Raw genomic sequence first — 12,333 nt, 5'->3', positions numbered from 1 at the left:
GCGGGGCGTTTCAAGCGGCAATCGCGGCGTGAACCGCCCATGAAGGCCCAAAATCTCCTTGCACTGCACGTGGAATGGGACCATCTGGGAACCGGGTCGATAGGCCGGGCGCATGGTGGTCCGGCGAACCAGAGGGGAACTGCCATGAGGACCGTGTTGTGGGTGATCGTCGCCGTGATCGTGATCGGCGGCGGCTACATGCTTTTCACCGGTAAGACGCCGCAAGAGATCGCCGAAACGGTGCGCGAGGCGGCCGGAGAGGTGACCGAGGTCGCCGAGGATCCGGCCGAAGCTGCCGACGAGGCGGCCAAGGAGGCCAGCGAGATGGCTGACGACGCGGCCGACACCGCCGCGGAAACGGCGTCGGAGGCCGCGGAGGCGGTCGAGGACACGGCCAACGAGGCTGTCGAGTCGGCAGAGGAGACCGCCCGGGACGTTGTCGAGGAAGCCGAGGGCGCGGTCGAGGCCGCCGAAGAGGCGGTGACCGGCCAGGCAGGGGAGTCCGCTGGCGCGGACGCCGAAGATGCCGGCGCGGCGGACACCGCCGAGGATGAGGGCACGGCCGCGGCAAACGAAGGCACCGAAGCAACGGAGGATGCCGATGCCGCCGGCGACGATGGCATGGCCACCGACGGCACGGCGGACGATGGCGCGCCGGACGACGGTGCCGCCGCCGAGGACGGCACCGGAACCGAGGGCGAAACCGCCGATGGCGCGGATACGCGCACGCAAGGCGACACCGCGGAGGATGCCGCCGAGGATGACGGCATGGCCACCGAGGGCGAAACCGCCGATGGAACGGAGGCCGACGCGGACGCCGCCGGCACGGACGGCACGGCTGGTGACGCCGCCGCGGACGGCGCGACGGACGACGGCACCACGGATGCGGACGTGACAGGCGAGGACGCCGCGGCCCCCGCCGAGCCCGCCGATGTCCTGACGGTCGACGGGTTCGACATGGAAAAGGCCGCCGCCGTCATCGACGACTCGGATCTTTCGGATGGCCGGAAGGCGCTGCTCAGGAACGCGCTGGAGAAGGCCGGGGACGACCCCGAGCTTCTGGCGGCCGCGCTGGAACGTGTCCGCGAGGCGCTGGATCTCTGACACCTGTGACCGGCACGAAAAGGCCCCGCGCCGGCGAGGCGCGGGGCTTTGTCACGGTGATGGCGGCGGCCGGCGTCAGTCGAGGAAGGCTTTCTCGACCACGTATTCCTTCGGGTCCGAGTTGGCGCCCTCGCGCAGGCCGTATTCCTCGAGCATTTCCTTCAGTTCGAGGTTGAAGGCGAGGTTGCCGCAGACCATCGCGCGGTCGGTCTCGGGGCTGAGCGGTTTCACGCCGAGGTCCTCGAACGCCTCGCCCGAGCGCATCAGGTCGGTGATGCGGCCCATTTTCGGGCTCTCCTCGCGGGTGGTGGTCGGGTAGTAGCGCAGCTTCTCGTGGAAGCCTTCGCCGATCAGTTCCTCGAGCATCTCGTCGTTGCGGATGCTCTCGATCAGGTCGCGGCCATACTGCAACTCGCCCACTTCGCGGCAGGTGTGCGTCACGATCACCTCTTCGTAGTCGTGATACGTCTGCGGATCGCGCAGCAGCGACGCGAAGGGCGCGATCCCGGTGCCGGTGGCGAAGAACCAGATGCGTTTGCCGGGCAGAAGCGCATCGTGCACGAGAGTGCCCACGGGCTTGGGCCGCAGGATGATCTGGTCGCCCTCCTCGATGTGCTGGAGCCGCGAGGTCAGCGGGCCGTCCGGCACCTTGATCGAGTAGAATTCCAATTCGTCGTCCCAGTTGGGCGAGGCGATGGAATAGGCGCGCAGCAAAGGTTTCTGCTTGCCCGTCTTGGGATCCGGCGCGCCCATGAGGCCCAGCATGACGAACTCGCCCGAGCGGAAGCGCAGGCTGGCGGGCCGCGTCACCCGGAAGGAAAACAGGCGGTCGGTGTAGTGCTTGACGGCCGTCACGGTCTGCGCGTCGGGCAGGGTCGGGGTCTTGGCGGCCTTCTCTGCTGCGTCTGTCACGGGTCTGATCTCGTTCATGGCTCCTGTCGCCGGCTCGTTAAACCGGCACCTCTTGTTAATCTTTGATCTGCGTCAGGTGAAGGGCGTCTTATCCGCGCAGGCGCGCCTGGTAGTCATGCGCGCGCCAGTTCGCGCGGAACAGCCACTGCGCCTCTGGCTGGCGCGCGGCCAGCGCCGCGTCGATCTCGACCTCGTCGAAACCCGCGCGGCGGGCCATCGCGTACTGGTCGGCGATGACGTGCCCGCAGGCCCGCAGGCGGCCGGCGTAGCCCATCAGCCGCAGCTGCCGCGCGATGGTGAAGCCGCGCCCGTCGGCGAAGGCGGGGAAATCCACCCGGATCAGGGCGAGCCCCTCCAGCCGCCCGGCAAGCGTGGCCGGATCGGTGTCCGGGGCAAGGTCCACGGCCCGCGCCGCGCCGTCATGCTCGGCCAGCGGCACGATCGGCCCGGTCCAGTCATCGGGACCGAACCCCTGGTCGGTGACGATCACGGTTTCGCTCATGCGTTCTCTCCTTGCCTGACGGGCTTGCCGTCCACGAAATGGATGCCGCACTCGGTCTTTTCCTCGCCGCGCCAGCGGCCGGCGCGCGGATCCTCGCCGGGGGCCACCCGCGTGGTGCAGGGCATGCAGCCGATCGACGGATACCCCTGTGTCACCAGCGGGTGCCTGGGCAGGCGGTTCTCTTCCATGTAGGTGCGGATGTCCTCGGGTGTCCAGTGCGCCAAGGGGTTGACCTTGATGCGCCCCGTGCCCGCCTCGATCTCGAAGAAGTCCAGCGTCTGCCGCGCCCCGCCCTGGAACCGCTTGCGCCCGGTGATCCACCCGTCGAACCCTGCGAGCGCCCGTTGCAGCGGCCGTGTCTTGCGCAACGCGCAGCAGGCGTCGGTGTCGCGGGTGTGCAACCGGCCGTCGGGGTCCTGCGCGTCCAGCTCGGGCCGCGGCGTGCGGGTGATGCGCACGTCCCGAAGCCCCAGCCGCTCGGCCAGCTCCTGCTGGTAGACGAGCGTTTCCGCGAAAAGCAGCCGGGTGTCGATGAAGATCACCGGCGTGTCGCGGCGCGTCACCGAGAGCATGTGCAGCAGCACCACGGATTCCGCGCCGAAGCTGGACACCAGCGCCAGCCGACCGGCTTGCGCGTCGGCCAGCGCGTCGCGCAGCACGTCGGTGGCCGAATGATGGCGATAGCGGCGGTTCAGCGCGTCCACGCGCGCGGTCAGGTCACTGTGCGGCATGGGCCTGGGGCTCCTCGTACAGCGCGGCCTTGAAGGGGGCCATGCCCAGCCGGCGATAGGTCTGCAGGAAGGTTTCCCCGGGGCCGTCGCGGTGGTCGAGGTAGGCATGCACCAGCCGTTCGATGGCCGGCACGATCTCGTCGGCCGAGAAACCGGGGCCGGTGCGTTCGCCCAGCGCGGCCGTCTCGGTGTGGTCGCCACCCAGCGTGATCTGGTAGTTCTCAACGCCCGCGCGGTCCAGCCCCAGGATGCCGATGTGGCCCACGTGATGGTGCCCGCAGGCGTTGATGCAGCCCGAGATCTTGATCTTCATCTCGCCGATGTCGTGTTCGAGCTTGAGCGCGTCGAACCGCTTGGCGATCGCCTGGGCGATCGGGATCGACCGGGCGGTGGCGAGGCTGCAGTAATCCATGCCGGGGCAGGCGATGATGTCCGAGACCAGCCCGATGTTGGCCGTGGCCAGCCCCGCGGCCTTCAGCGCGGCGTGCACCCGCGGCAGATCGGCCTTGTGGACATGCGGCAGGATCACGTTCTGCTCGTGGCTGATGCGCAGTTCGCCATGTCCATGTTGCTCGGCCAGGTCGGCCAGCACGCGCATTTGCCGTGCGCTTGCGTCACCCGGCGTCGCGCCGTGCGCCTTCAGGCTGACCTGCACGATCGCATAGCCCGGCGCGCGGTGCGCGGCGAGGTTGGTGTCCGCCCACGACCGGAAGACGGGATCGGCCGCGCGGGCCGCGTCGAAGGCATCGGTCGGGGCGTCGCGGAACGCTGGCGGCGCGAAGGCCGCGCGGATCTCGTCGAACAGGGCGCGGTCGACGCCGGTGAACAGCGCGCGCCGTTCGGCGAAACGCGCCTCGACGCGGTCGCGGATCTCGTCGAGGCCCAGTTCGTGCACGGTGATCTTGATCCGCGCCTTGAACTTGTTGTCGCGCCGACCTGCCTGGTTCCAGACACTGACGATCGCCTCCAGATAGGGCAGAAGCTCGGCCTCGGGCAGGAAGTCGCGGATCACCTTGCCGATCATCGGCGTCCGGCCCAGCCCGCCGCCCACGATCACGCGCACGCCGCGCGCGCCGTCGCGTTCGACGATCTGCAGGCCGATGTCATGCGCGCGGATCACCGCGCGGTCGGCCTCGGCGCCGGTGACGGCAATCTTGAACTTGCGGGGCAGGAACTGGAACTCGGGGTGGTCGGTGGACCACTGCCGGATGAGCTCGGCCACGGGGCGCGGGTCGGCCACCTCGTCGGCGGCGGCGCCGGCGAAATGGTCGGCGGTGACGTTGCGGATCGTGTTGCCGCTGGTCTGGATCGCGTGCATCTGCACCTCGGCCAGCGCGTCGAGGATATCGGGCACGTCGCGTAGCTTCGGCCAGTTGAACTGGATGTTCTGGCGCGTGGTGAAATGGCCATAGCCCTTGTCCCACCTCTCGGCGATATGCGCCAGCTGCCGCATCTGGCCGGGGTTGAGCGTGCCGTAGGGGATCGCCACGCGCAGCATGTAGGCGTGCAGCTGCAGGTACAGGCCGTTCATCAGCCGCAGCGGCTTGAACTCCTCCTCGGTCAGGCCGCCGTCGAGGCGGCGCTCGACCTGCGCGCGGAACTGGCGGTTCCGCTCGGCCACGAAGGCCGCGTCGAAATCGCTGTAGTCATACATTGCCGGGCTCCGCTTGTTTGCCGTGGAAATGGTTGGAGGGGCCGGTGCGCCGGAATTCCTCGCGGAAATGCACGGGCTCCGGCCCGTCGGGGCCTTCGCGCGCGTCGGCCAGGTAGGCGCCGACGACCGTCTGCGGCTGGCCCTGCGCCAACAGCAGGCGCAGCTGCGCATGGGCCTCGTCGGAGATCAGCTCGGCCTCCTCGAGGCGTCGGCTCCACCGGTCGTCGGCGGTCAGGTAGACGACGTCGCCCTCGCGCAGATCGTTGGCGGTGACAACCTTGGGGGTGAAGGCACGGGGCATGTCAGGCGAGCTCCTCTGCTTGAACCTCGGGCAGGGCGGCGCACGCGGCGCGCGGTTCCAGCCCCAGGAAGGTCAGCGCCGGACCCTCCGGGCGCGCGGCCGAGAGATCGGCGGGCAGCCGCTCCAGCGTGGTGGCGATCACGCGCTGGTCGGCGCGGCTGGCGTTCTCGACCACGCTCACGGGCGTGGCACGGTCCGCGCCGTGCATCAGCAACCGGCCCTGGATGAAGCGGGCCGACGTCTTGCCCATGTAGACGGCGGCCACGGCGCCCGGCCGCGCCAGCGTGCGCCAGTCGTGATCGGCAAATCCGGTCATGTCGTGTCCGGTGATGAGGCGGACATCGGCGTTGCGCCCCCGGCGCGTCAGGCTCCGGCCGATCGCGGCGGCGCTGGCCGAGGCGGCGGTGATGCCGGGCACGACATGCCAGCCGAGTCCCGCGGCCCGAACGGCCTCCACCTCCTCGTCGAGGCGGCCGAACACGCCCGGATCGCCGCCCTTGAGGCGCACCACCTGCGCGCCGCCCCCGGCGTGCGCCACGAGCAGCGCGTTGATGTCGGCCTGCGCGGTGGACGGGCCGTAGCCGGTCTTGCCCGCCTCGATCAGCGTCGCCTCGCGGCGCGCCAGTTCGAGGATCTCCGGCGCCACCAGCCGGTCGTGGATCACCACGTCGGCGGAATCCAGCGCCTTGCGCGCCTTCAGTGTCAGCAGCTCCGGGTCGCCCGGGCCCGCACCCACGAAGGCGACGTGCCCGGTGTCGGCTTCGGCGCGGGCGTGCTTGTCCAGAAGCTCCGGCAGGCGCGCCTTCGCGGCGGCAGCGCCGCCCGCGTCCATCGCGCGCGGGCCTTCGGTGAAATAGTAGTCGGCCCAGAAATCGCGCCGCCGCCGGCCGGCCGGCAGCGCCTCGACCGCCTTGCGGAATGCCTTGCCGATGCGCGCCAGCGTGCCCAGCGTGGCGGGCAGGCGCGCCTCCAGCTCCGACTTGATCGCGCGGGCCAGCACGGGCGCGGCGCCTTCCGTGCCGATGGCGACGGTCACGGGGTCGCGGTCCACGATGGCGGGCGTGATGAACTGGCTGTCGGCAAGGTTGTCGACGATGTTGACCAGCGCGCCGTCGGCGCGGCCGATGGCCGCGGTGCGCGCATCCTTTTCCGCGTCCTCGTCGGCGGCATAGACCAGCGCCGCGCACAGCGCATCGCCCGGTGCCATCTCGCGGCGGTGGAGCAAAAGCCGGCCCGCCTCTGCCCAGGCGGCGATCTCGGGCGCCGGCGCAGGGGCGAAAACCGTCAGGCCGGCTTGCGTCTTCATCAGCAGGCGCAGCTTCGCCAGTGCCGCGTCGCCGCCGCCCGACAGCACCACGCGCCGGCCCGCGAGGTCGAGGAAGATGGGGAAATGCTGCATGGTCGGCCCGTCCGTTCCGCGTTTGACTTCCCTGCGAATATAGAAAATATTCCTCGGAATTGGCCATAAGGCGCGGCAGATAAGAACATATGTTTCGCTCGTGGCCATCGAAATCGCGATTGTTCCAATCACAAGGGGAAACCGGAATGGCCGTTCGCCTCGATGACCTCGACCGGAAAATTCTGGCCCAGCTGCAGCAGGACGGCGGCCAGTCGCTCGACGAGATCGCGCGCACCGTGGGCAGTTCCAAGACGCCCGTCTGGAACCGGATCCGCAAGATGCGCGAAGCGGGCGTGATCCGCGCGCAGACCTACCTGCTCGATCCCGAGGCGCTGGGATTCGAGGCGTGCTTCTTCGTGCTCATCCGCACCGCCGAGCACGACGCCGACTGGCAGGCGGCCTTCCTCAGGGCCCTGCGGGAAAGGCCCGAGGTGCTTGAGGCGCACCGCCTGGCCGGCGACATCGACTACATCCTCAAGGTGCGGGTGAAGAACGCGCGCGCCTATGACGCGTTCTACCAGGCGCTGATCTCGGAGGTGAAGGTGCACAACGTCACCGCGCTGCTGTCGATGGAAGAGATCAAGTCCACCACCGCGTTGCCGCTCTAGCCGCCGGCCCGCGCGGCGGTGCCGGGATGCCGCCGGCGGGAGTGTTCCGGGCAAGGTGAAGACAATGGCGTGTCGGGCCGGCAGTCGTGGTCCGTGTCGTCGCGATCCGGCATTCCGGCCGGATCCGCGCGCGCGACCAACTGGCATAACGGCACAGTTCGCGGGCCACGGTCGTGGCCATCGGCTCCATCACCGTCGCGGGGATGCGGCAGGTTGGCTGCCCCCGGGATTTCGCCGCGGGCGCGACCTGCAACGCGGGCACGCTGGGCATCCCGATCCCGCCGTCGATCGTGATGGTGGTCTACGTCGCGCTCTCGGTCGGGCGCATGTTCCTGGCCGGGGTGATCGCCGGCGCGACGGCGGTCCAGGGCATGGCGCGTCAGATGCTCTGTGCGCTGTCCGACAATGCCGCGACGATGGGCGAGAAATCGTCGGCCCTGAGGCTGGCCCCGCCCACCAGCGCGCCGTCAACGTTGGAGACCGCGAAGATCTCGGCCGCGTTGCCCGGCTTGACCGACCCGCCGTAAAGCAGCCGGACCGACCGGCCCACGCCTTCGCCGAACCGCGCCACGAGCCGCGAGCGCATGAAATCGTGCACCTCTCCGATCTGGTCGTTGGTGGGCGTGCGGCCCGTTCCGATGGCCCAGATCGGCTCATAGGCGATCACGGTGTTCTCGCCCGTCGCGCCGTCCGGCACGGACCCGGCCAGCTGGCCCGCGATGATGTCGAGCGTGTTGGCGGCATCGCGTTGTTCCAGGCTTTCGCCCACGCAGACGATGGTCATGAGCCCCGCCGCGTGGGCCGCGCCGGCCTTCGCGCGAACCAGATCGTCGGTTTCGCCGTGATCCTCGCGACGTTCGGAATGCCCCAGGATCACCGCCGTCGCGCCCGCGTCGGCCAGCATCCGCGCCGAGACGTCACCGGTATGCGCGCCCGCGGCCTCGGCATGGCAGTCCTGCCCGCCGACGGCCACGGCGGTGTCGGCGCAGCGGGCCGCCGCCGGGGCGAGCAGCGTGGCCGGCGGGCAGATCAGCACCTCTGCGGCCGCGCCGTCATGGCCGGCGGCGATCGTGTCGAGCTGGGCCAGGTCGCCGGCCAGCCCGTTCATCTTCCAGTTGCCGGCGGCGAGCTTTCGTCTCATGCGTGGGGTCCCTTCCTGTTGTCCTGTGCGCCGTTGGCGGCCCGGCGCATCATTGGTCTTTGGCGGCGCCAGTCAAGACCCGCGCGGGCGCCACGCGGCCGCGCCGGGGCGCGTGACGATCACGGGTGTGCCAGTGCCGCACGGGCCATTGCCGCGGCCTCCGCGGGGTCGTCCAGCGCAGGGTCGGGCAGCCGCCGGCAGGGCATCCGCGTTTCGCGGCCCGCCTGCGGGCGCGCGTATGTCCAGCGGGCGCAGCCCATGGCGCCCGGCCTTGCCCGCATCGGGCCCGCGCGCTTCAGGTGTAGATATTTGTCGGTGTGGAGAATGCCGAACACGGCGCCTGCCTGGTCCAGGCGCGCGCCGCCCATGGTCTTGCGGCTGGTGACATCGCCCGGCCCGGCGAAAAGAATCGCGCGCGACGCCGATCGCGTCGTGCGTGACGGCCATGCCGTCAGCTTTCGTCACGGTCGGCGGCCAGCTCCTCGACATCGCGGAACTTGATCGATTCGCCGCAGCCGCAGGCCTCGGCGACGTTGGGGTTCTTGAAGGTGAAACCCGATTCCAGCAGCCCGACACTGTAGTCGATCTCGGTGCCGAACAGGAACATCTGCGCCATCGGCGCGATCATCACCCGCGCGCCGTCCTGTTCGACCACCTCGTCGTTCGGGTCGGTTTCGGCCACGTAGTCCATCGTGTATTCCATGCCCGCGCAGCCGCCTTTCTTGACGCCGATGCGCAGGCCCTGGTGGCCGTCGCGTTCCATCAGTTTGCGGATCTGCTCGACCGCCGCCGGTGTCATGGTGACGGCCTGCTTGCCGGGAATGCCGAACATGGGAGCTGTCCTTTCCTTTGTCGCCAACCTAGGGCAGGGGGCGGCCCGTCTCAACCGCGCGGGCCGGTCGGCGCCTACATGAAGCCCAGCTCGAGCCGCGCCTCGTCGGTCATCATGTCCATGCCCCACGGCGGATCCCAGACCAGGTCGACATCCACCTGCTTGACGCCGGGGACGGGTTCGATCGCCTCGGCCACCCAGCCGGGCATCTCGCCGGCCACCGGGCATCCGGGGGCGGTCAGCGTCATGATCACCTTCACCGCGTTCTCGGCGTCGATGTCGATGGTGTAGATCAGCCCGAGGTCGTAGATGTTCACGGGAATCTCGGGATCGTACACCGACCGGCAGGCCTCGACGATCTGGTCGTAGAGCGGATGTTCTGTGCTCGAGGGCGCGATCAGAGGCGCCCCTTCCAGAGCTTCGGGGCTTTCGGACATGCCACCATCCTATGCTTGTTCCTGAGCAAATATATAAGTTTTCAGGCGGCCCGCGTCCAGAGGGGCGCCGGCCCCGGCGGCGCGCTCAGCGTTTCGCGCTGCTTTTCGTGGCGGTCCTGCGCCGGCGCACGGGTGCGGGGCGCACGCGGCTCTCGATCTGTTCGTAGAGCTTGCCGACGATGTTCTTGTTCGTCGACTTCTCGATACCCTCGAACCCCGGCGACGAGTTGACCTCGAGCACCTTCGGTCCCGTCTCGGAGCGCAGCAGGTCCACGCCGGCGAGGTTGAGCTCGAACGCCTTGGCCGCGCGGACGGCCGTTTCGCGTTCTTCCTTGGTGATGCGCACCGACTTGGCCGAGCCGCCCCGGTGCAGGTTGGAGCGGAAATCGCCGTCGGCGCCCGTGCGCTTCATCGAGGCGACGACGCGGTTGCCGATCACCAGGCAGCGGATGTCCTCGCCCGCGGCCTCCTTGACGAAATCCTGCACCAGGAAGTTGGCCTTGAGCCCGCGGAAGGCGTCGATCACGGATTCGGCGGCCTTCTTCGTCTCGGCCATGACCACGCCCTTTCCTTGCGTGGATTCCAGCAGCTTGACGATCAGCGGCGCGGTGCCGACCAGACCGATCAGGTTCCCGGTGTCCTTGGGCGAGGCCGCGAAGGCCGTGTTGGGCATCCCCACCTGCGCGCGCGCCATCAGTTGATGCGCGTAGAGCTTGTCGCGGCTGGCGGTGATTCCCGCGCTGCCGTTCACGCAGTAGGTGCCGATGGTTTCGAACTGGCGGATGATGGCCGCGCCGTAGGGCGTGATCGAGGCGCCGATGCGCGGCACGATGGCGTCGAAGCGCGGCAGCCGCTTGCCGTCGTAGTGCACCTCCGGCGCCATGGCATTGAGCGCCATGTAGCAGCGCGTGGTGTTGATGACCTCGACGCTGTGGCCGCGCTTCTCGCCCTCCTCGACCAGTCGGCGGGTCGAATAGTTGTCCTCGCGCGAGAGCACGGCGATGCGCAGGGCACGCTTGGGCTGAACCTGCCGCATCCGCGCGGTGTGGTAGACGTCGTAGCTCAGCTCCGGCTGCAGGAAGCGGTCGGTGGCGACGATGGTGATGTGGTCCTTCATCGCCTGCCGGCCCAGCAGCATCCGGCTGGTCATGGTCGAGCGGTTGGTCAGCGTCAGCTCGATGGGCCAACTGTCGCCGTTCACCGACAACGTGGTGGAAATGACGTAGCGCAGCTCCTTCTCGCCGTTCGAACTGGCGACCTCGCGCCGGTCGAGGATCTCGGCCGAGCACGGGATCACCAGGTCGTCGCGGCCGGGAATCGGGTGCACGGTGAAGCGCACCTTCGGCTTGGACGCCGGCCCGAAGGTTTCGATGTCGAAGGCATGAAGCGCGCTGGTGCGCGCGCCGGTATCCACCTTGGCCCGCAGCGCGGGCACGCCGAGATCGGGCAGGCTGATCCATTCCTCCCATCCGAATTTCAGCGGCTGCAGGGCGTCCTGTTCGGTCATCGGCGGCGCCTCCTTGGCATTCGGGGGGAATCGGCTGATATGGGGCGATCGCGGCGCATGGACGGCAGATGACAGCATTATTCCGATTCGAACTCAAGGCAAACGACGGCAACGCCCGCGCCGGGGTGATTTCCACGCCGCGGGGCGACATCCGCACGCCGGCCTTCATGCCGGTGGGCACGGCCGGCACCGTCAAGGCGATGCTGCCCGAGAACGTGGCCGCCACCGGCGCCGATATCGTGCTGGGCAACACGTATCACCTGATGCTGCGGCCGGGGCCCGAGCGGGTGGCGCGTCTGGGGGGGCTGCACCGGTTCATGAACTGGCAGCGGCCCATCCTGACGGATTCGGGCGGGTTCCAGGTGATGAGCCTGGCCGCCCTGCGCAAGCTGACCGAGCGGGGCGTGACCTTCAAGAGCCACATCGACGGCTCCCGGCACGAGCTGACGCCGGAACGCTCGATGGAAATCCAGCGGCTTCTGGGCAGCGACATCGTGATGTGTTTCGACGAGTGCCCCGCGCTGCCCGCGACCGAACACGAGGTCGCGCGCGCCATGCGCCTGTCGATGCGCTGGGCCGAACGGTCCCGCGACGCCTTCGGCGACCGGCCCGGCCACGCCCTTTTCGGCATCCAGCAGGGCGGGGTCAGCCACGAGCTGCGCGCCGAAAGCGCCGAGAGGCTGGTCGAGATCGGCTTCGACGGCTATGCCGTGGGCGGGCTTGCGGTGGGCGAGGGCCAGGACGCGATGTTCGGCGTGCTGGACCATGCGCCGGGAATGCTGCCCGCCGACAAGCCGCGTTACCTGATGGGCGTGGGCAAGCCCGAGGACATCGTCGGCGCCGTCAGGCGCGGCATCGACATGATGGATTGCGTGCTGCCCACCCGGTCGGGCCGGACGGGCCAGGCGTTCACCCGGCGCGGGGTGGTGAACCTCAAGAACGCGCGGCACGCCGACGACCCGCGCCCGCTGGACGAACAATGTGCCTGCCCGGCGTGCCGGTCCTACAGCCGCGCCTACCTGCACCACGTCTTCCGCGCGGGCGAGATGATCAGCGGCATGTTGCTGAGCTGGCACAACGTCCAGTACTATCAGGATCTGATGGCGGCGATGCGCGCGGCGATCGCCGCGGGGCGCTTCGACGCTTTCGAGCGCGATTTCCACGCTGACCGTGCCCAGGGCGACATCGCGCCGCTATGAGCCGGG

At 69.3% G+C, this 12,333-nt stretch carries 14 protein-coding genes and 1 pseudogene; 4 read left to right on the top strand and 11 right to left on the bottom strand.

The annotated features are described in order from the left end of the window. Positions 1 to 144 precede the first annotated feature (144 nt). Positions 145 to 1,104: a hypothetical protein gene (locus CEF10_RS16875; protein WP_157932987.1), complete on the top strand. Its 960-nt coding sequence runs from the start codon at positions 145 to 147 to the stop codon at positions 1,102 to 1,104. A 75-nt stretch (positions 1,105 to 1,179) separates the two neighbouring features. Here CEF10_RS16875 and CEF10_RS09065 read toward each other — a convergent pair whose 3' ends face one another. The 6 genes from CEF10_RS09065 to cysG form a co-directional block, all read right to left on the bottom strand. Then, positions 1,180 to 2,034 (bottom strand): ferredoxin--NADP reductase, encoded by an 855-nt coding sequence (locus CEF10_RS09065; RefSeq protein WP_101067858.1) that lies wholly within the window; start codon positions 2,032 to 2,034, stop codon positions 1,180 to 1,182. A gap of 70 nt (positions 2,035 to 2,104) precedes the next feature. After that, a complete protein-coding gene (locus tag CEF10_RS09060; protein ID WP_101067856.1) occupies positions 2,105 to 2,518 on the bottom strand; it encodes a DUF934 domain-containing protein in 414 nt (137 codons plus the stop codon). Next, positions 2,515 to 3,249 carry a phosphoadenylyl-sulfate reductase gene (locus CEF10_RS09055; RefSeq protein WP_101067855.1) on the bottom strand — a complete coding sequence of 245 codons (735 nt, stop codon included), beginning with the start codon at positions 3,247 to 3,249 and terminating at the stop codon, positions 2,515 to 2,517. Before CEF10_RS09055 ends, CEF10_RS09060 begins: the two co-directional genes overlap by 4 nt. After that, positions 3,236 to 4,903, bottom strand: a complete 1,668-nt coding sequence (locus CEF10_RS09050; protein ID WP_101067853.1) for a nitrite/sulfite reductase — start codon at positions 4,901 to 4,903, stop codon at positions 3,236 to 3,238. The genes CEF10_RS09055 and CEF10_RS09050 overlap by 14 nt, the downstream gene beginning before the upstream one ends. Further along, positions 4,896 to 5,204 carry a DUF2849 domain-containing protein gene (locus CEF10_RS09045; protein ID WP_101067851.1) on the bottom strand — a complete coding sequence of 103 codons (309 nt, stop codon included), beginning with the start codon at positions 5,202 to 5,204 and terminating at the stop codon, positions 4,896 to 4,898. The genes CEF10_RS09050 and CEF10_RS09045 overlap by 8 nt, the downstream gene beginning before the upstream one ends. Position 5,205: 1 nt before the next feature. Then, positions 5,206 to 6,603 (bottom strand): siroheme synthase CysG, encoded by a 1,398-nt coding sequence (gene cysG / locus CEF10_RS09040; protein ID WP_101067849.1) that lies wholly within the window; start codon positions 6,601 to 6,603, stop codon positions 5,206 to 5,208. A gap of 146 nt (positions 6,604 to 6,749) precedes the next feature. Between cysG and CEF10_RS09035 the strand changes: the two genes are divergently transcribed. After that, a complete protein-coding gene (locus CEF10_RS09035; RefSeq protein WP_101067848.1) occupies positions 6,750 to 7,211 on the top strand; it encodes an Lrp/AsnC family transcriptional regulator in 462 nt (153 codons plus the stop codon). Positions 7,212 to 7,366: 155 nt separating this feature from the next. Further along, positions 7,367 to 7,573 (top strand): annotated as a pseudogene (locus CEF10_RS09030) (TRAP transporter large permease subunit); the annotation flags it as partial. Positions 7,574 to 7,590: 17 nt separating this feature from the next. Here CEF10_RS09030 and tpiA read toward each other — a convergent pair. From tpiA to rimK, 5 genes are all read right to left on the bottom strand, one after another. Continuing rightward, on the bottom strand, positions 7,591 to 8,352 hold the full coding sequence (gene tpiA, locus CEF10_RS09025) for a triose-phosphate isomerase (RefSeq protein WP_101067846.1): 762 nt from the start codon (positions 8,350 to 8,352) through the stop codon (positions 7,591 to 7,593). Between the two features lie 119 nt (positions 8,353 to 8,471). Then, complete coding sequence (locus tag CEF10_RS09020; protein WP_269801320.1) at positions 8,472 to 8,762, bottom strand: TfoX/Sxy family protein; 291 nt, start codon at positions 8,760 to 8,762, stop codon at positions 8,472 to 8,474. Positions 8,763 to 8,803: 41 nt separating this feature from the next. After that, positions 8,804 to 9,184, bottom strand: a complete 381-nt coding sequence (locus CEF10_RS09015; RefSeq protein WP_101067844.1) for a HesB/IscA family protein — start codon at positions 9,182 to 9,184, stop codon at positions 8,804 to 8,806. Positions 9,185 to 9,258: 74 nt separating this feature from the next. Beyond that, positions 9,259 to 9,621, bottom strand: a complete 363-nt coding sequence (locus CEF10_RS09010; protein ID WP_101067843.1) for an SUF system Fe-S cluster assembly protein — start codon at positions 9,619 to 9,621, stop codon at positions 9,259 to 9,261. Positions 9,622 to 9,706: 85 nt separating this feature from the next. Further along, the gene (gene rimK / locus CEF10_RS09005) at positions 9,707 to 11,128 is read right to left on the bottom strand and encodes a 30S ribosomal protein S6--L-glutamate ligase (protein ID WP_198586170.1); all 1,422 of its coding nucleotides are present in this window, start codon (positions 11,126 to 11,128) and stop codon (positions 9,707 to 9,709) included. Between the two features lie 68 nt (positions 11,129 to 11,196). Between rimK and tgt the strand changes: the two genes are divergently transcribed. Beyond that, positions 11,197 to 12,327 carry a tRNA guanosine(34) transglycosylase Tgt gene (tgt, locus tag CEF10_RS09000; protein ID WP_101067841.1) on the top strand — a complete coding sequence of 377 codons (1,131 nt, stop codon included), beginning with the start codon at positions 11,197 to 11,199 and terminating at the stop codon, positions 12,325 to 12,327. Positions 12,328 to 12,333: the final 6 nt, after the last annotated feature.

Origin of the sequence: Roseovarius salinarum (genome assembly GCF_002834145.1) — a bacterium.
Classification (GTDB): domain Bacteria; phylum Pseudomonadota; class Alphaproteobacteria; order Rhodobacterales; family Rhodobacteraceae; genus Roseovarius; species Roseovarius salinarum.
Note: the sequence above shows the minus strand (reverse complement) of the source record. Positions and strands in the feature narration are given on the sequence as shown.

What these genes read in the sequence shown, in the direction of transcription:
- CEF10_RS09060 (WP_101067856.1), bottom strand. Translation starts at nt 2,518, where the DNA reads ATGAGCGAAACCGTGATCGTCACCGACCAGGGGTTCGGTCCCGATGAC.
- tgt (WP_101067841.1), top strand. Translation starts at nt 11,197, where the DNA reads ATGACAGCATTATTCCGATTCGAACTCAAGGCAAACGACGGCAACGCC.
- CEF10_RS09010 (WP_101067843.1), bottom strand. Translation starts at nt 9,621, where the DNA reads ATGTCCGAAAGCCCCGAAGCTCTGGAAGGGGCGCCTCTGATCGCGCCC.
- CEF10_RS09035 (WP_101067848.1), top strand. Translation starts at nt 6,750, where the DNA reads ATGGCCGTTCGCCTCGATGACCTCGACCGGAAAATTCTGGCCCAGCTG.
- tpiA (WP_101067846.1), bottom strand. Translation starts at nt 8,352, where the DNA reads ATGAGACGAAAGCTCGCCGCCGGCAACTGGAAGATGAACGGGCTGGCC.
- CEF10_RS16875 (WP_157932987.1), top strand. Translation starts at nt 145, where the DNA reads ATGAGGACCGTGTTGTGGGTGATCGTCGCCGTGATCGTGATCGGCGGC.
- rimK (WP_198586170.1), bottom strand. Translation starts at nt 11,128, where the DNA reads ATGACCGAACAGGACGCCCTGCAGCCGCTGAAATTCGGATGGGAGGAA.
- CEF10_RS09055 (WP_101067855.1), bottom strand. Translation starts at nt 3,249, where the DNA reads ATGCCGCACAGTGACCTGACCGCGCGCGTGGACGCGCTGAACCGCCGC.
- CEF10_RS09045 (WP_101067851.1), bottom strand. Translation starts at nt 5,204, where the DNA reads ATGCCCCGTGCCTTCACCCCCAAGGTTGTCACCGCCAACGATCTGCGC.
- CEF10_RS09065 (WP_101067858.1), bottom strand. Translation starts at nt 2,034, where the DNA reads ATGAACGAGATCAGACCCGTGACAGACGCAGCAGAGAAGGCCGCCAAG.
- CEF10_RS09015 (WP_101067844.1), bottom strand. Translation starts at nt 9,184, where the DNA reads ATGTTCGGCATTCCCGGCAAGCAGGCCGTCACCATGACACCGGCGGCG.
- cysG (WP_101067849.1), bottom strand. Translation starts at nt 6,603, where the DNA reads ATGCAGCATTTCCCCATCTTCCTCGACCTCGCGGGCCGGCGCGTGGTG.
- CEF10_RS09050 (WP_101067853.1), bottom strand. Translation starts at nt 4,903, where the DNA reads ATGTATGACTACAGCGATTTCGACGCGGCCTTCGTGGCCGAGCGGAAC.